General features: G+C 57.0%; 14 protein-coding genes. 12 read left to right on the top strand and 2 right to left on the bottom strand.

Annotation, left to right across the window (positions count from 1 at the left end; translation table 11 throughout):
* The first annotated feature begins 69 nt into the window (after nt 1-69).
* From BUA44_RS12295 to BUA44_RS12265, 7 genes are all read left to right on the top strand, one after another.
* Nucleotides 70-903, top strand: coding sequence for a ribonuclease HII (locus BUA44_RS12295; protein ID WP_072812506.1), 834 nt, complete (start codon nt 70-72; stop codon nt 901-903).
* Nucleotides 904-1082: 179 nt separating this feature from the next.
* Nucleotides 1083-1775, top strand: coding sequence for a MotA/TolQ/ExbB proton channel family protein (locus BUA44_RS12290; RefSeq protein ID WP_072812504.1), 693 nt, complete (start codon nt 1083-1085; stop codon nt 1773-1775).
* 9 nt (nt 1776-1784) lie between these two features.
* Complete coding sequence (locus BUA44_RS12285) at nt 1785-2192, top strand: ExbD/TolR family protein (RefSeq protein ID WP_072812502.1); 408 nt, start codon at nt 1785-1787, stop codon at nt 2190-2192.
* On the top strand, nt 2189-2923 hold the full coding sequence (locus BUA44_RS12280) for an energy transducer TonB (protein WP_072812499.1): 735 nt from the start codon (nt 2189-2191) through the stop codon (nt 2921-2923). Before BUA44_RS12285 ends, BUA44_RS12280 begins: the two co-directional genes overlap by 4 nt.
* An 11-nt stretch (nt 2924-2934) precedes the next feature.
* On the top strand, nt 2935-4227 hold the full coding sequence (locus BUA44_RS12275) for a PD40 domain-containing protein (protein ID WP_072812716.1): 1293 nt from the start codon (nt 2935-2937) through the stop codon (nt 4225-4227).
* Nucleotides 4224-4823 carry an OmpA family protein gene (locus tag BUA44_RS12270; protein WP_072812497.1) on the top strand — a complete coding sequence of 200 codons (600 nt, stop codon included), beginning with the start codon at nt 4224-4226 and terminating at the stop codon, nt 4821-4823. The genes BUA44_RS12275 and BUA44_RS12270 overlap by 4 nt, the downstream gene beginning before the upstream one ends.
* 91 nt (nt 4824-4914) lie before the next feature.
* Nucleotides 4915-5991, top strand: a complete 1077-nt coding sequence (locus BUA44_RS12265) for a tetratricopeptide repeat protein (protein ID WP_072812495.1) — start codon at nt 4915-4917, stop codon at nt 5989-5991.
* Nucleotides 5992-6064: 73 nt separating this feature from the next.
* On the opposite strand, the gene murA is transcribed toward BUA44_RS12265, so the two are convergent.
* On the bottom strand, nt 6065-7348 hold the full coding sequence (murA, locus tag BUA44_RS12260; protein ID WP_072812493.1) for a UDP-N-acetylglucosamine 1-carboxyvinyltransferase: 1284 nt from the start codon (nt 7346-7348) through the stop codon (nt 6065-6067).
* Nucleotides 7348-8163: an RDD family protein gene (locus BUA44_RS12255; RefSeq protein ID WP_072812491.1), complete on the bottom strand. Its 816-nt coding sequence runs from the start codon at nt 8161-8163 to the stop codon at nt 7348-7350. Before BUA44_RS12255 ends, murA begins: the two co-directional genes overlap by 1 nt.
* A gap of 59 nt (nt 8164-8222) precedes the next feature.
* Between BUA44_RS12255 and rapA the strand changes: the two genes are divergently transcribed.
* From rapA to smc, 5 genes are all read left to right on the top strand, one after another.
* On the top strand, nt 8223-11183 hold the full coding sequence (rapA, locus tag BUA44_RS12250) for an RNA polymerase-associated protein RapA (RefSeq protein WP_072812489.1): 2961 nt from the start codon (nt 8223-8225) through the stop codon (nt 11181-11183).
* Between the two features lie 157 nt (nt 11184-11340).
* Nucleotides 11341-12480 (top strand): glutamate 5-kinase, encoded by a 1140-nt coding sequence (proB, locus tag BUA44_RS12245; RefSeq protein WP_072812712.1) that lies wholly within the window; start codon nt 11341-11343, stop codon nt 12478-12480.
* 24 nt (nt 12481-12504) lie between these two features.
* Nucleotides 12505-13734 (top strand): hypothetical protein, encoded by a 1230-nt coding sequence (locus tag BUA44_RS12240; protein WP_072812487.1) that lies wholly within the window; start codon nt 12505-12507, stop codon nt 13732-13734.
* Nucleotides 13734-14186 carry a hypothetical protein gene (locus BUA44_RS12235; RefSeq protein ID WP_072812485.1) on the top strand — a complete coding sequence of 151 codons (453 nt, stop codon included), beginning with the start codon at nt 13734-13736 and terminating at the stop codon, nt 14184-14186. Before BUA44_RS12240 ends, BUA44_RS12235 begins: the two co-directional genes overlap by 1 nt.
* Before the next feature lie 26 nt (nt 14187-14212).
* A complete protein-coding gene (smc, locus tag BUA44_RS12230; RefSeq protein WP_072812483.1) occupies nt 14213-17767 on the top strand; it encodes a chromosome segregation protein SMC in 3555 nt (1184 codons plus the stop codon).
* Nucleotides 17768-18067: the final 300 nt, after the last annotated feature.

Below are 18067 nucleotides of genomic sequence, written 5' to 3'. Positions count from 1 at the left end.
CAAAGGCGCGATAATTTTAACTAACAACCAATAACTAACAACTAATGACTAATAACTAACAACTAATCTATGAAATTTAAACTGCCCGCATTCCTGGAAAATGTCGAAACTCCGGTAGAAGGGGAGACCCTTTTGCGGAAGTTTGTCGCCGACCCTGCATCTGTCGGTGGTGTGGATACTCTCGACCTGTTTTCGCTTGCGGATGTAGGCGCGAAGAAGAACGTAATCTTGGTCGGCATCGACGAGGTCGGCCGCGGCCCGCTTGCCGGCCCCGTGGTGGCTTGCGCCGCCGTGCTGAAGGCACCCGACATCATGCCCGAACTGAACGACTCGAAGAAGCTTTCCCGCAAGAAGCGCGAGGCCATGTTCGATGCGGTGAAGGACGCGTGTGCCTGCTATGCGATTGCGAGTGCGAGCGAGAAGGAAATCGACGAGATAAACATTCTCGAGGCGGACTTCTTGGCGATGCGGCGAGCGCTGCAGGCTTTGGGAATGCAGGGGCTCGACGCTCCCGCACCCGAGATTCCCGTGGAGGTGAAGGGGAGTTTTGCGGAGGAGGACCCTATCGGTCGTCCTGCGGACTCCCTCCAGGGTGACAAGCGGGTGCCGCAGGTTTTCATCGCGGTCGATGGCAACCTCAAGATTCGCGGTGTTCCTGCCGAGATGCAGATGCCTGTCGTGAAGGGCGACGGGCGCATCGCGAGCATCTCTGCGGCCTCCATCCTTGCGAAGGTCTTCCGAGACCGCTATATGGACAAACTAGCAGAAAAGTATCCGGCTTACGGATTCGAGAAGAACGCGGGCTACCCCTCGCCGGTGCATCTCTCCGCCATTCGTAAATTCGGGTTTACTCCGGTGCATCGCAGGAGCTTTCACGTCAAGGAACTTGAAGGCCTTGTGTAGGGCCTATTTTCATTTTTTACAGACTAAAAGCTGCTTTTTTGTGTGTTAGGTCTGTATGATTCTGAAGTTCGCTTTTTTTCCCGAATAAAGTTTCTTTTGCTTGGTCTGAATCATATATTTTTGCTACATTGTGCACGGGGCGTATGTTTTCGCCCGGAATTTTTTCTGAGGAGGTTCTTTTGAACAATTCCATCCCTCTTGTGCAAATGGTGCTGCAGTCCGATATCGCGACGCTTGTCGTGCTCGGTATCTTGGCCGTCATGTCGCTCGGTTCCTGGGGAATCATCATTGTGAAGTTCTTCACCTACCGCAGGAGCAAGCACGCGAACGCCGAGTTTTTCCGCAAGTTCAGCACGGTCACGCAGTTCGTGCAACTGCAGGGCCTCTGCGAGACAGCCGAGGACAGTGCGCTCCGCCGCCTTACGGCCGAAGTGCTGAAGGAAGCCTCCAAGTTCAGTAACTTCGTGAGTTACGACTCCATCCAGCACCGCGCATCGCTCCTGGAAGACACCATCCAGCGCTCCATCGAGGGCCTGCGCCTTACCGAAGACCGCTACCTGAGCTTCCTTGCCACAAGTTCGAACCTGGCCCCGTTCTTCGGCCTTTTGGGTACGGTGTGGGGTATCATGATTGCGTTCTTCCAGATTGGCCAGCACGGTTCCGCCGACCTCTCCGTTGTCGCTCCGGGTATCGCCATGGCCTTGATTACCACGGTGGGCGGCCTCGTGGTCGCTATCCCCGCCTCTGCGGGCTACAACTACTTTACCAGCTGCAACGGCCAGAACGAAATCTCTTACTTCAACTTCGGTTCGCAGGTATTGAGCCTCTTCAAGCGCGGCGACCTGCTTGCCCTCGAAGAAGTTGCCGGCTAGGAGGCCTAGGTGAAGCGTAGCCGCGGAAAAGAACTCAAGCAGGAGATGAACCTCACGAACATGATCGACATCGTGTTCTCGATTCTTATCGTGTTCATCATTTCTGCGCCGCTCATGAGCCAGGGCGTGAAGGTCGACCTCCCGAAGGCCGAAGCCCCGACGATGGAGCAGGAAAAGCTTTTGAAGGTGTCCATTACCAAGGACGAGGAAATCTACATCGCCGACATGCAGGTGGATTTCAGCAGTTTCAACAACGTGTTCAAGTCCCTCTGGAACGGCGAGATGGCGGTCGTCATCAATTCCGACGAGAACGTCCATTACGGGCTCGTGATGAAGGTCGTTACGCAGGTGCAAAAATTGGGCGTGACAAAACTCGGGTTCCTTACGATGAATCCTAAAGAAAAACCGGGTAAATGAGCAAGGAAGAAGAAAGGATAAAGTACTTCAGCTCGGACGTGGATTCCACGCTCGTGAAGATAATCGTCGTGGCGGTTGTCTTCCATTTTGCCGTCGTGGCGTTCTTTATCGGGCTGCATTACGTGAACCTGAAGCCTGAACCCGAGAAAATTCCCGTGTTCGAGATGGTGCAGGTGGCCCAGCCACCTCCGCCCCCGAAGCCGGTACAGCCGAGGCCCCCCGAGCCGCCTAAGCCCAAGGAGCCGCCCAAGCCCAAGGTGAACAAGGAATTGCCGCCGGAGATTAAGCCCGAGCCGGAGCAGAAGCCCGAGGAGGTGCACGAAGAGGTTCCGCCGGAACCAGAACCGGAGCCCGAACCGGAACCGCAGGAGGATTTCCCGGTCGACGATCTCGACCTGCCCGTTGCAGTGGAGGCCCCGAGTCTGAATCCGGTGGGTTCCGTGGACATGGATCCGCTGATGCAGGTCTATCTCGAACAGCTTAAGAAGATTATCATGAGCAACTTTAAGCCGCCCAAGGACTTGAAGGTGGGCCGCGATGCGAAGACAACCGTGCAGTTCCAGGTGGACCGCTTCGGCGGTATTACCGCAGTGATTCTCAAGAAGTCGTCGGGCAACAAGGCGTGGGACCACCTTTCCGTGCGCGCGGTGCAGATTTCGAAGGTGCCCGAACTGCCGCCGAACTACCGCGCCCCGAGCCTCGTGCTGCATTTTAACTTTACTCCGAACTAGGTTGAATGTTTATGAAGAAGATTATCGCGTTTCTTGCCCTGTTGATGCTTGCCGTACCGAATGCGTTTGCCTCTATCGATACGATTGCTGTCGACGTGGGTATTTCCGTGTTCAAGACCATTCCGCTTGGCGTCGTCCCGTTCGAGGAGAAGCCTGGTATCGAATGGATGGAGGAACGCCCGCACCAGATTGTTACCCGCGACGCGAACCTTTCGGGCCGGTTCGACGTGGTTGCCTCCGACAAGTTCAACCTTGCGCTTTTCAGCCGTAGCCATGCGGAATACTACGTGACGGGGAAGGTATCGCCCCAAAAGGACGGCGCCCTGAAGGTGGAATGCTTCCTGTATGTTTCGAAGTCGAAGGACCTGCTGCTCGGTGAATCGTACACCCTGAAGCAGAAGGACTTGCGCCGCGCGATACACGCGTTCTTTGACAAGGTGACGAAACGCATTACCGGCGAGCGCGGCGTGGCGAGCACCAAGCTTGCGTATGTCTCGAAAATCGAGGGCGTGAAGCAGGTGGTGGTATCTGACTACGACGGTTTTCACCGTAGCCAGGTGACCCGCGATTCTACGATAAGCATGATGCCCGTGTGGACGCGCGGGAATGCGGGGCTTGTGTACGTGAACTTCAAGACGAACCGCCCGCACCTTTATGCCAAGAACTTCGGCGGGCCGGAACGCGTGATTTTCCCGCAGTTCGACCAGACGTACAGCCCCGCGGTAAACCCGCGTACGGGCGAACTCCTTTTCTCTTCGACGGTCGACGGGAAGACAGACCTGTTCCTCGGCAACATGGAGACGGGCAAGGCGCGCAAGTTCGCCTACCTGAAGAGCAACCAGACGAGCCCGGCATGGAGCCCGTATGCGACCGAGGTGCTGTTCACGAGTGACCGTGGCGGTGGCCCGCAGATTTTTGTGATGGGGAAGGACGGCTCTGACCTGCGCCGCGTGACATTCATGGGTCGTTACAACGAGCGTGCGAGCTGGTCCCCGAACGGCGATCGCATTGTCTATACCTCGATGGACAACGGCAAGATGAACATCTATACCTGCGCGCTCGACGGCAGCGACATCGTGCAGCTCACGAACAACGCGGGCAACAACGAACATCCGACCTGGTCGCCCGATGGCAAGTTGATTGCTTTTTCGAGCAACCGTAGCGGGACTTACCAGATTTACATCATGCGGTTTGACGGCGCGAACGTGACCCGCATTACCCAGGGCGGCGAGAACACATCGCCTACGTGGTCCTGGTTCTACGAAGATATTGAACAACAAAAAACCAAAGAAGGTGCTAAATGAAGAACATCGCTAAACTTTCCATTTTTACTTTTGCCGCATGCCTCGCCATTGTAGGCTGCGCGAAGAACGAACCCCCGCAGACGCAGCCCGCGCCGGCCCCGGCCCCGGCTGCCGCACCTGCACCCGCTCCGGCTGCTCAGCCCGCTGCTGCGCCCGCACCCGCGGTGAACGAGGATTCCCTCGCCGCCGAACGCGCGCGCCTCGAGGCCGAACGCCTTGAAGCGGAACGCGCCCGCCTCGAATCGCTCATCAACCAGATTATGAGCGAAGACGTGTACTTCGATTTCGACCGTTCGGAACTGACCGAAAAGGCGAAGGAACTGCTCGCACAGGTGGGTGAACTCCTCCTGAAGGAAACCCGCTTCACGCTTACCATCGAGGGCCACACCGACGCCCGCGGTACCGAAGACTACAACTTTACCCTCGGTGCAAAGCGCGCCATGAAGGTGAAGGAATTCCTGAACGCCTACGGTATTGACGGCAAGCGTATGGAATCCGTGAGTTACGGTAAGGAAGCCCCGAAGGCTCAGGGTGAAACCGAAGAGGCTTACTCCCAGAACCGCCGTGCCAACTTCCGCGTGAACATCCAGCAGTAATTTTTATGCGTCATCCTGAGCAAGATGCCGCGAGGCATCGTGGCGAAGGATCTAGACTCGAATTGAATTAAACTAATAACTAGCGTAGAAAATGAAAAAAATTGCTTTAGGTATTGTCTCGATTGCATTCGCCCTAGTCGGGTGCTCCCAGATGACGGTGCTCCGTACCGAGGAAATGCGCAATGTCGGTACAGACGTGCAGGTTGCTGTCCTCAGCAATCTCGATTCCGCCATGCATAAGCTTAGGGCCGATAACAAGAACCTCCGCAAGCGCGTTGACTCCCTGAAGGCGGAACTCCTTGCCCAGCAGGAAGCCTCTGCCTTGCTGCAGAAGCGCATGATGGCTGAACTGACCATGCTTTCGCGCCGGGTTAGCGATGAATCCGAAAGGAACGATTCGCGCCAGGAAGAAATCATCTACCGCCTTGATATGCTGCTCGGCAAGAGTGACAAAATCTTGGCGAAGAAGGTCGTGGTGAGCGGTGCCCCGCAGCAGCAGATCTCGATGGACAGCGTGGAACGCGAGGCCGAACGCCTCGTGGAAGCGGAGGCAATGTTCAATACGGCCCGTTCGGACTACCACCGCGGCGAATACAAGCTTGCCTACACCGGCTTCAAGCAGGTTTACGAACAAATGAAGGATGGGGAACTCGGCGAGAATTCCCTCTACTGGATGGGGCTTTGCCTTATGGACGTGAACCAGGTGGAAAAGGCCAAGAAGGTGTTCGAGGCGCTTGCGCAGAGCTTCCCCGAAGGGCAGAAACTTTGCACGACGATGTTCAAGCTCTCGGCGATATATGCTACCGAAGGGAATGTCGATATGCAGAAGCAGTACCTGCAGAAGATTCTCTCGAGCAAGACTTGCGCAACGTCTGGCGAATTTGAACAGGCGGCAGAAATCCTGCAGGAACTGCTGGAAGGGAACACCGTGGAACCGCAACCGGTTTCGGATTCGACAGCAGCGCCGGCAACTGAAACCGCGCCGGTCGCACCCGCTGCTGAAGCGCCCGTAGCACCCGCCGCACAGGCCCCAGCTGCAGAAGCGAAGCCTGCGGAGAAGGCCGAAACTCCGGCTGCCGAGAAGGCGGAAAAGCCCGCAAAGGAAGCTGCTCCCGCCGAGAAGAAACCCGCGAAAAAGAAGAAGATTCCTTCTGTCAAGAAGGACTAGTTAAAAGCACACTCTTTGGTAGTTGTTGAAGCCCGCGCTCTGCGCGGGCTTTTTTCATATTGCCGAAAAAAAATTAGAATGCGTCGTCGTCTTCGTCATCGCTGTGGCGAATGACGACACCGCCGATCTTGGCCATCTTGTTTTCGAAGTCCTCGTAACCGCGGTCCAGGTGGTACACGCGGCTCACGGTGCTTTCGCCCTCGGCCACGAGGGCCGCAAGCACGAGAGCGGCGGTTGCACGCAGGTCGCTGCCCATGATTTCGGTGCCTTCGAGCTTCGTGCCGCCCTTGATTGTCGCGGTATTGCCGTTCACCTGGATGTTCGCCCCCATGCGCTGCAATTCGGCGACATGCTTGAAGCGGTCGTTATAGACGGTGTCCTGGATGAGGCTGTTGCCCGGCACCGAGACAAGCGTCGCCATGAGGGGGGCCTGCATGTCGGTCGGGAATCCGGGGAAGGGGAGGGTCGAAATGCTGATGGGCTTGAGTTCGAGCCCGCGGGCATCGACCTGCGCCCAGTCGTTCCCGACATCTACCTTGCAGCCCATTTCGCGGAAGGCGTCGAGGGTAGAGGCGATGTGTTCGGGAATAATCTTCGTGACCTTCACGCAGCCGCGGGTAATTGCCGCGCCGCAGAGGTACGTGCCCGCCTCGATACGGTCAGGAATGGTGTAGCCCTTGCCGGGGCGGAGGCTTTCTACGCCCTGCACGGTAAGCGTGCGGGTTCCGCGTCCCTGGATTTTTGCACCCATCGAGACGAGGTAATCCACGAGGTTGTCGATTTCGGGTTCGAGTGCCGCATTCTGCAGCACGCTCGTGCCCTTCGCAAGCGTTGCCGCCATGAGCACGTTCACCGTTGCCCCCACGCTGGATATCGGGAAGTTGAACGTGCCGCCCGGGAGCCTGCCTTCGCAGGTGGCCTCCACGTAGCCGCGGGTAAGGGTAATCTTTGCACCGAGCGCCTCGAGCCCCTTCAGGTGAAGGTCGACCGGGCGCGGTCCCCAGGCGCATCCGCCGGGGAGCGACACGCGGCAACGCCCGAAACGTGCTACCAGCGGGCCCAGCACGTAGAAGCTTGCGCGCATGGTCTTCACCAGCTCGTAGGGAGCCTCCAGGTGGTCGGCTCCGCGGGTGTCTATCTTGAGCTGGTGCGCTTCGCCGCTGATGCGGCAGCCGATAATGCGCAGCACGTCGCTCATCGTCTTCATGTCCTTCAGGTGGGGCACGTTCGTGATTTCGGAAACACCCTCGGCAAGGAGGGCCGCCGCCATCACGGCGAGCACTGCGTTCTTCGCTCCCGAAATCTGGACTTCGCCTTCGAGGGGTTTCTTTACCTGGTGGACTTCAAAACGGTACATTACTGAATCTCCTTGTCGCCTTCGCTTTCCTTGGCGTTGTCGTCCTTGCCCTTGGGCGTGTTGTGAACGACGTATGTCCTTGCTATCCAGTCGTGGAGCGCCCTGCGCTTCGGGTCAATGCATACAATCAGGTAGCCGAGGCCGTATATGGCGAGTGTAAATTGCGTGAGGATGCTGCCCAGGTAGCGGGCAGCCGAGGTAATCCAGGTGAGGCGTTCGCCGTCTGTGGTTTCGATGTGGATACGGGCGAGCATCTTCCCGGGGGTGGCCGAGAATATGGCCTGGAACGCGATGAAGTATATGGCCTGCGCCACGCTCCAGATGGTAATAAACGTGCTTATGCCCGGCGTGCTCAATAGTTTGTTCGTGCTTTCGGCAGATATCGGGTCGTTTATGTAGGCGCTTGTCGCTTGCTGGACGGTCTCAAAGTCGAGAACCCCCGCGCCCGAAAGTACGAGCAGCGTAATGCCGCCGAAGAAGCCGAGAATGAGGTTGTCGACAACGCATGCGAATGCCCGCACGAAGAACCCGGCGAACTTGCGCGACCTGAACTTGCTTTCCTTGACAATCTGCTCGAGAGCCTCGATAGTGTCCTTGAGCATTTCCTCGTCTGTGGGCGGGACGGGCGGCAGGTCTTCTTTAAGTGCCTGCGCGGCCTCTTTCCATGTTTTCCAGTCGCTCTCGCCGCTGTGCCACACGAGCGTGTTGTCGCTTATTTTTCCCTGGTTTACAAATTCGTGGATTTCATCGATAGAATAAGGGCCTTGCCGGCGTTCGCCATCGGTAATGCTTTCGTCAATAAAATACCACTTCATACGCGGTAAAAGATAGAAAATTTTAGTCAGAAAACGCATTATTTACTAAATTTGGAGGCATGAAAATGTTTAAGCCGGGGCAACGTTACGTTAGCCAGTCGGAACCGGAATTGGGTCTTGGGGTCGTCTCCGAGGTTCAAGGCCGTACCGTCAAGTTTATGTTCCCGTTAGTGGGTCAGGTTCGTCTTTATCGTGTTGACAATGCTCCCGTGGAGCGCTTCATTTTGCAGCCGGGTGAAACGGCGAAAAACGAGAAGGGGCTTTCGTTCTCTGTCGAGAGCGTCCGCGAGGATGGCGACCTTGTCGTTTACGTAGGCCGTGGTGGTCGCGAAATCAAGGAAGCCGACCTTACGGCGAAGCAGATGGCGCGCCCGAGCGACCTTTTCCGTTCGCTCACGAGAATCGGTGCGGGGTCCAAGTCCGACATTCTTTCGGAAGATGTTTCCTCGAAGGCCTTTGAACGTCGCCGCCGTGCGATGGAACTTTCGTGCATGTGGAAATCTTCGCCGGTTCGCGGCATGATTGGCCCGCGGCTCGACATGATTCCGCACCAGTACTACCTTTGCTACCGCGCCTGCAGCTCCTCTACGCTCCCGCGCCTCATGCTGAGTGACGAGGTGGGCCTCGGAAAGACTATCGAGGCGGGCATGATTTGGCATGCCCTGAATGCGCGTGGCCGCGTGAACCGTACGCTCATCATTGTTCCCGAGACGCTCAAGCACCAGTGGATGATCGAGATGAAGCGCAGGTTCAACCAGCTCTTTACGCTGGTGGACGAGGGCTATATCCGCGGATTGTTTATTGGCGTCGAGAAGGGCGCACCGAAGCCGAACCCCTTCCTGCAGAGCAACAACATCATCGTGGCGATTGACTTCCTGATGAGCCAGCCTGCGCTTATCGAGGACCTGCTCAAGACGCAGTGGGACATGACGATTATCGACGAGGCTCACCACCTGGTGTGCGAGGACGGCTTCACGAGCCACGAGTACATGCTCGCAAATGCGGTACTTGCCCGCTCGAAGGGCGTTCTCCTGTTGACGGGTACTCCCTTGCAGCTGCACCCCGAAAGCCAGTTCAACCGCCTCAAGATGCTTGACCCGGCCCGCTTTGCCGACTACGGCGCGTTCATCAAGGACCAGGAGGAATACCGCAAGCTGGTGAACGACCTTGCGAAACTGCCGACCGACCCGAACCACCACATGAGCTGGGACGACCTGTACGAATGCGTTCCCAAGAATTCGAAGATTCGCCCGTGGCTCGAGCAGGAAAACTCGAAGGCCATGACCGCAGGCGAATGGATGCGCCGCATCGTGGATGCGATGGGTACGGGCTCCGTGGTGTTCCGCAATACCCGCAAGGGCGTGGGCGGGTTCCCCAAGCGCAAGCTCGACGAGATTTGCCTGGAACCGAACCCGCGTTACCGCGAGATGGTGGAACTTGCCGCCGAGAAGGATTTGGACGCCTCGACCGACATTCAGGAAAATGGCCTGCTTTGCACCCGCTATTCCGACGGCTGGGAACTCGACGAGCGTATTGTTTGGCTCAAGGAGTTCCTCAAGAAACACAAGAACGACAAGATTCTCCTCATTTGCGAATCCATCGAGGTCGTGCTCGCACTCGAGACAATCCTCACGGATTACCTGGGCGAGGGGGCGTTCTCGATGTTCCACGAGGACATGACCATCATGGCGCGCGACAAGGCCGCCGCGAACTTCAGCAAGGAGAACGGCGCGAACCTGCTTATCGCATCCGAAATCGGGTCCGAGGGCCGTAACTTCCAGTTCTCGCACCACCTTATCCTGTTCGACCTGCCGCTCGATGCGGCCCTCGTGGAACAGCGCATCGGGCGACTGGACCGCATTGGCCAGACGCAGGATATCATCGTGCATGTTCCCTACGTGAAGGGCTCGGGCCAGGAAGTGATGTTCCGCTGGTACAACGATGGCCTGAACGCTTTTGGCGCGCCCCTCATGAGCGGTGGTGAACTCTTTCTCAAGTATACGGATAGCCTAATCGAGGCGCTTGCGAACCCGCGCGGCTGCCTGGACGATTTTGTGAAGAACGTTATCCCGCAGGTGAAAAAGGACTGCGAGGCGATGCGCAAGAATATCGAGAAGGGGCGCGACCGCCTGCTCGAATACAACTCCCGCAACCCCGAGAAGGCGAAGGAGATTACCGACGAAATCCTGCGTATCGATGCCCAGCATGAACTGAAGGATTTGCTTCTCGAATCGCTGCACGCCCGCGGGCTCGACGTGGACAACAGTGCCATCGAGGGTTGCTGCGTGATTACGCAGGGCCCGCAGATCGAGGAAGGTTCCGTTGCCGGAATGCCGACCCGCGGGATGATTGCCGCCCAGAGCGAGGAAGACGAGCAGGGAACAGACAATATTTGCCTCACGGCGACGTTCGAACGTGGGGTGGCGATGCTCCATGACGAGGTGGACTTCTTGAGCCTCGAGCACCCGCTGGCACAGGGAACCATAGATTTCGAGACGGGCGTGAACCACGGGACCGTCGCCTGCAGTATCTGGAACGGTTCCGGACTCCGCGGGCTTGTTATGCAGTACAACTTCGTGGTGGAACTGCCCGTGCCCGAGGAATGGGGCGTGTCCGATATCGTTGGCCCGCGCTACGTGTGCACGCTCGTGGATGCCTCGGGACACGACCTCTCCGAACACCTGAAGGCTGTCGAGAAGGCGGAACTCCGCGACGTGAACGTGCCGCAGGGCAACAAGGCTGTCGACGCCACCTTGCGCTATTTCGCGAAGGAAGGACTTGCCATTGCGAAGCGCAATGTGTCGGGTGTCGCGAAGGAATACGCCGACAAGGCCGCCGCTGCGGTGGAGGCGCGTTCCGAGCAGGAATACCAGCGCATGAACCACCTGCTCACCATGCGTGGGAAGGCGGGTAACAATGCGGAACTGGCACAGCTCCGCAAGAACGTTGCCGAGCGCAAGAAGATTGTCGCGAACCCGCAGCTCCGCCTGGATGCAATCAGGTTGCTTGTTTGCAGGTAGAGATAGTAAAGGTGAACGTTGTGGTTTTGAAATGAATTAAAATGTCATCCTGAGCGGAGGGCGTAGCCCGAAGTCGAAGGATCTCCTTGCTTGTAGATTCTTCGACTACGAACCTTCGGTTCTTCGCTCAGAATGACACATGCTGATGAAAAAAAATATGAGTGAATTACGTAAGAACATCCTAGACGAAGCGCGCCGCATTGTGGTGAAGATTGGCTCGCGTATTTTGGTGGATTCCGACAAGGGCGGCGTGCGTACCCGCTATATCCAGAAACTCGCCGACTCCGTTGCCCGCCTCATGGAAGCGGGGAAGGAAGTCGTGATTGTGACAAGCGGTGCCGTGGGTACGGGCATGGCGGAACTCGGCTACAAGCAGAAGCCTACCGTGATTGCCGAGAAGCAGGCCTGCGCTGCCGTGGGCCAGATCGACCTCATGTACACCTACCGCGAGATGTTCCGCTGGGTGCAGCTCTCGGTGGGCCAGATTCTCCTTTCGGCAGACGACTTCCGTGACCGCGCCCGCTACAAGAACCTGCAGAACACCATCAAGGCGATGCTCGCGCGTAAGATTGTCCCCATCATCAACGAGAACGACTCGCTTGCGGTTGCAGAAATCAAGGTGGGCGACAACGATAAGCTTTCGAGCGACGTGGCGCTCTTCCTGGATGCCGACCTGCTGTTGATTTTCACGGATGAGGACGGCCTGTTCGATGACAACCCGAAGAAGAATCCCAATGCTCGCCTGTTGCGCTTTGTGCCCGAGATTACGCCCGCGGTGCTCGCGCTTGCGGGGAAGCCCGGCGAGGCGGGTTCTGCGGTAAGTACCGGCGGGATGCGCAGCAAGCTGGAGGCCATCCGGAACGTTACGAAGAGCGGGGCGAACGCCTTCCTCGCAAACGGCATGAAGGTCTTGCCGCACCAGGTGATTTTCGAGAACGCGAACGGCACGCTGTTTGCGGGCTCCAAGAAGAAGTTGAACAGTCGCCAGCGCTGGCTGAGCTTCATTACCACGCCGCGCGGGAGCGTCGTCGTGGATGAGGGGGGCGCGAACGCCCTCCGGAAAAAGCACTCGAGCCTGTTGCCCGTTGGGGTAATCGCCGTGCACAAGCATTTCGACAAGGGCGACCTCATCGAAGTGCTCGACGAGCAGAAGAATCCGGTGGCCCGCGGGGTGGCGGGTTTCGACAGCGAAACCCTGAAGCTTGTGCTGCGCAAGAAAACGGCGCAGGTTCACGAGATTCTCGGCGAAAACGTGCCCGATGAACTTATCCACAAGAACGACCTGGTTGTTTTTTAAATTGTCTTTTATATATTTAAAACCATGAGCCTATTCCGTTCCATAAAGATTGCCCTGGTTGCGATTCCGCTTATGCTCACGTCGGCCCTGGCCGATGCCGTTGACGTGGAAGCGGTTGCTTCGGGTGGCTACTGGACCCGCGATGAGCAGTTGCGCGACATTGGCGACCTGCTCCTGTACGGAAAGATGTCGTTTGTCGATATCGGCATGAACTACGCTCCGCTCCCGACCCAGATTCCGCTGAAGAGCAAGTTTGGCGAGCACGAGGGCTTTGCCATACGCCATCATTTATCCCTGATGGCGTCGCACCAGGTTTCGCAGAATAACTACCTGTCTGCGCTCCTGTTCTTCGAACGCTCCGGCTGGGACGGCGAGGACTTCCTGTTCTTTCCGAAGTACACGGATTTCGGGCTTGTCCGTTCCGTGACTACGTGGGGCCTTGGCTACACCAACACGACGGTAGACTACTCGATTGCTGCCGGTATGCAGCACCAGAACGTTGAATTCGTGGGCGACGTGTTCCCCGCAGAGAACGATTCGCTCCTGTACACCTGGGCGAACCTGCGCTTTGGCCGCATCAGCGCCCAGACGCAGTTCCACCGTACGCATTTCCGCATGCTCAGGCTTTCGCTCGATCTCGAGGACCGCGAAGTGTTCGGCGGGGCATCCTCCGGGCTCTGGACGTACATGCCCAACATCGATGCCACCATCTACAAGCGTGAACTGGATGGCGACGATGAGGACTTTGTCCGCGTGAATTGGGAACAGAACCTGTTCAACCAGATGCTCTATGCGGAAGTCTCGTTCGATTTCCCGAATGACGGCTTCCATTCTGCCGCGCTGAAGTTCTACCCGGAACCCTCGCGCCTATTTTCTGTCGAGTTTACCTGCCTGCGCCGCCGTGCCGTGGCAGACAACTGGGACGACCTGATGTTCGGCTGGGCTTTCGAGATGCCGCTTGTGCGCGTGGGCTACAATTCCGCCTACGAGTACGACCACCTGTTCCATGCGAAGGGAACCTGGTTTGTGGAATTCCAGTTCAACATGGGCTCCTTTGGCGATGCCTTGTTTGCCAAGAACGGTCGCAAGTCCACTCCGCTCCAGACACAGGAAATCAAGAGGAAGAATACGCCGGAAAAGAAATCCGAACTGATTCCGCTTGACTCGCAGAATTCCCAGGGGGCGAACGCTTCGAAGACGATAACCGCGAAGGGTATCCGCTACGAGAAATCGGGCAGCGAAGGAGGCAAGTAATGAAGGCTTTTAAGAGTTTGTCTGTACTATGTGCCTTGCTTGCCTGCTGTGCTGTGTTTACGGGTTGTCTCAGCCACTGGGCTATCGATTCTTCGACGCGCCTCCAGGTAGAGAACAAGTCGAGCAAGACGATTGTCGGTATCGATATCGTTTCGGAGGACGGTTCCGAGTATGTGCCGTGGATCCAGGATACGATACGCCCGGGTGAAAAGAGCCGCGTCTACGAGGAGGACTGGGTCGGAACGTTCAATGTCCGGTTCAGGATTGTCGAAAAGACGACGATTGGCTGTGCATGCGATAACGTCCCGGACGGGATGTATGCATCTTGCGTTTGCCCGGTGCTCCGTTCCGAAGCCTTGATTGCCCGCGATGTGGAATTTGAGGGCGGTAGCGAGTACGTGGTCATCACCGATAGCAAGGAAGGTCACGGACTGCGTTACGAGTTCAAGTAGATACTTTTTTACTACATTAATATTCAGTGCAGATTACAAAGTTAAAGATTTTCGGATTCAAGTCCTTTGCGCAAAGGACAGAAATCAATTTCCCCACGAAGGGTCTTACCGCCGTGGTGGGCCCGAACGGGTGCGGAAAGTCGAACATTACCGACGCTATCCGCTGGGTGCTTGGCGAGCAGAAGGCCGCCCTCCTGCGCATGAGCAAGATGCAGGACGTGATTTTCAGCGGTACCGAGGAACGTGCCGCCATGAGCCTTGCCGAGGTTTCCATCGTTATCGATAACAGCGATGGCACGCTTGCCTCTGAATACTCTGAAGTGATTGTTACCCGTCGCGTCCATCGCGACGGCTCGGGCGAATATCTGATAAATAACCAGGAATGCAGGTTGCGCGACGTGCATGCCCTGCTCTTTGACTCGGGCCTGGGTTCCAGTACGTATTCGCAGATGAACGCCGACATGATCAAGGCGGTGTTGAGCGACAAGGCGGATGACCGCCGTGTATTGTTTGAAGAGGCTGCCGGCGTGAGCAAGTACCGCCAGCAGCGCAAGGAAGCCGTACGCCAGATGGAACGCGTGCAGATGGACATGGCCCGCGTGGAGGACAACCTGCGTGCGACCCGCCGTTCCGTACGCCAGTACGAGACCCAGGCGGAGAAGGTCGATGAATACAAGAAACTGACGAAGCGCCTGCGCGAACTGGACCTTTCCGTGAGTATCGACAAGTTCGAGGACCACAAGGAAGGGCTCAATACGCTCGATACGTCGTCCCGCCGCATGGAGCACGAGGTCGAGACCGCAAAGACGCGTGCGACCGAACTGCAGACCAAGATTGAGGAAAAGAAGCTCGATATCAGCGAGGACGAAAACGCCTATCGTGAACTGGAACGCGAAGTCCAGGCGGCGACCATCGAACTCAACAACCTGAACAACGACATCGTTCGCCTGAAGGATTCTATTTCTGCGACCGAGGCCGCAAGCGCGAAGGCCCAGGACGAGATTGAACGCAGCGAGCAGAAGGTGGGCGAGCTTACTGCCGAGAAGGAACGCCTCGAGAAGGAAAACGAGGCGCTCGGTAACGATTCCGAGATGGACGAGATGAGTGCCATCCTGGAACGCGAACGCGAAACCCTGCAGGTAATGCGCGACAAGCTCGATGACCTGCGCACCCGGTCGAGGGAACTCTCGAACGAGCGTCTGCAGGCTGCGAATGCGCTGAACGCGCTCCGTTCCCGCTTTGAACGTGCCGATGCAGAAACGGATATGCTCCAGTCGAACCTTGACGGCTGGAATAGCGAACTGGAAACACTCCGTACGCAGCGCGATGATGCCCTGCGAGCCGTGGAAGATATCCAGCAGGGCATGGATACGGCCCGCACCGAAATTGAAAATTTCGAGGAGCAGAAATCCGTTCGCGAGGAACGCATTGAATCGCTTCGGTCGGAACAGTCCGAACTTACTGCCCGCATTGCGGAACTGAGGAACGAGGAGGCTCGCCTGCAGTCCCGTATCGACGTGCTCGAGAGCGTTGCTAGCGAGGGCTCCGATGCGAGCCGCTGGCTTGCCGAAAACAAGGCGAACCTCACGCAGGGCCTGCTTTCCGAACGCATTAGCGCCGCACCTGAATATGCCCACCTGGTAGAAACCGCGCTGGGCGATATCCTAGATTCCGTGATTGTCGACAATGCGGGTAGCCTGGGCGAGATTGTCGCCTCCCTCAAGAACGAGAACGTGGGCCAGGCTCTGATGGCGCTCACGGCTAAGCCGCGCCCTGCCTTTGCGGGCAACATCGAGGGTAACGGCGTGATTGGCCCGATGGCGAATTTCGTGACGGCGGATGAACCCACGTTGGCATGGCTCCGCGGGATTCTTTCGCGCTACATCCTGGTGGAATCGCTCGATGCGGCGCTGGAACTTGCCGAACGTTACGGTAACGATGACCTCTGTTTTGTGTCCCCGGATGCGACAGTTCGCACGGCGGGGCTCGTTTCTACGGGAACGCCGACCGCGGGTACATTGAGCCGCAAGAACGAGATTGAAAGTGCCCAGCAGGCGCTTGCCGGCGTGCAGGGCGAACTCTCGCAGAAACTTTCTGACGAGGAGCGGGTACAGGATACCCTCGCCGAGGAAACCCAGATGCTCGAATCGCTGGTGGATGACATCCGCGAGAAGCAGAACTCGCTCCACGGGGGCGATGCCGCCATTGCAATCCAGAAGAATACGGTTGCCTCTTGCGAATCCCGCATGGCGACGCTCGATGCCAACTGCAACAGCGCCCGTGCCCGTATTGAAGAAGCCGCACAGCGCAAGAATTCCGATGCGGAACTTGCCGAGGCCGCGCAGGCTGCGGAACGTGCCGAAGGCGAGTACGACCGCGTGAACGATGAACTCGGCGAGCAGGAACAGTTGTTCCGCGACAAGGACGAGGAAGTTCGCGAACTTGAAAGGAGCGTCCTCGACAAGAATGCGAAACTCGCGCAGAACACGAGCCGCCTCAAGGACATTGCCGACCAGATGGACTTCCTCGGGAATACGATTGTCAACCGCAAGGACGAAATCGCGAAGAATGCGGAAGCGATGGACAAGCTCCGTAGCGATTCCGAAGGGATTGCCGACCAGGTTCAGGCGAAGGATTCCGCCCTGCGTGAAATCGAGAGCAGGCGAGACCTTGCCCGCGAAAAGTACGAGCTTGTTTCGGGCGATATCGATGAATGGCAGAAGGAGGTCAACAGCCTCCGTGACGACATGATCGAGAAGATGCACGACCTGAACGATATCGTGCGTCGTCGCGAGGCCCTGCAGGCGAATGTCGACAGGCTCAAGGAACGCATCCTTACCGACTGGGAAGTGAACCTGGAAGAACCCGGCGATATTGAACGTGTGGAATACTCCCAGCCCGAAGCGGACCGCGAAATCCGTGAATTGCGCGTGAAAATCAAGGAACTTGGCCCCATCAACGTGAACGTGATGGAAGATTACGAGGACGAGAAAAAGCGCCTGGAAGAAGTCGAGAAGCAGTTCGACGACCTGGACCGCGCCCGCGCATCGCTTGACCGCACCATCACCAAGCTTGACGATATTGCCCGCAAGCGTTACCTCGAGACGTTCGAGCGCATCCAGAAGAATTTCCAGTTCGTGTTCAGCAAGCTGTTCCTGAATGGTGAAACCAAGATGAGCCTCGTGGAAAAGCTCGACGAGAACGGCAAGCCGCTCGATATTCTTGATGCGGACATCGAAATCAACGTTCGCCCGACCGGCAAGAAGATGCGCGGTATCAAGGCGCTTTCCGGTGGTGAACACGCACTTACCGCAACGGCTCTGCTGTTTGCTATCTATATGGAAAAACCGTCTCCGTACTGCGTGCTGGACGAAGTCGACGGTCCGCTTGATGACGCTAACGTGGGCCGCTTCATGGCGCTGCTCCGCGAATTCAGCAAGCAGACCTTGTTCATCGTGGTGACGCACAACAAGCGTACCATGGCCGAAGCCGACATGCTCTACGGCGTGACCCAGGAAATCAAGGGTATTTCCCGCATCGCCAGCGTGCAGCTCGCCGACGCTACCAAGTTCGCGATATAATATTTTTTCACCCGGCTTGTCCGGGTTTTTCTCTTATAATAAAAACATCCCCGCATTTGCGGGGATGTTTTCATGTTATAGTACGAATCAATTACTCTTGCTCAAGTTCCTGTTTAATCCACTGATACATGGATGATTCATCCTTGTACGCACAGACATAGATTACGCTTTCTTTGGTAACAGTTGCATCTTCGTTATCTCTGTTGGGTCTATATGACAAAAAGGTACCTGAAAAACAGGTACTTTTTGATTATATGACATTTGGGTACCTGAAATCGTCCGCAAGCCTTTATCTACTTG

Source organism: Fibrobacter sp. UWR3 (genome assembly GCF_900143055.1).
Lineage (GTDB): Bacteria > Fibrobacterota > Fibrobacteria > Fibrobacterales > Fibrobacteraceae > Fibrobacter.
The sequence above is the reverse complement of the archived record's forward strand: the minus strand, read 5'-3'. Positions and strand labels throughout refer to the sequence as shown.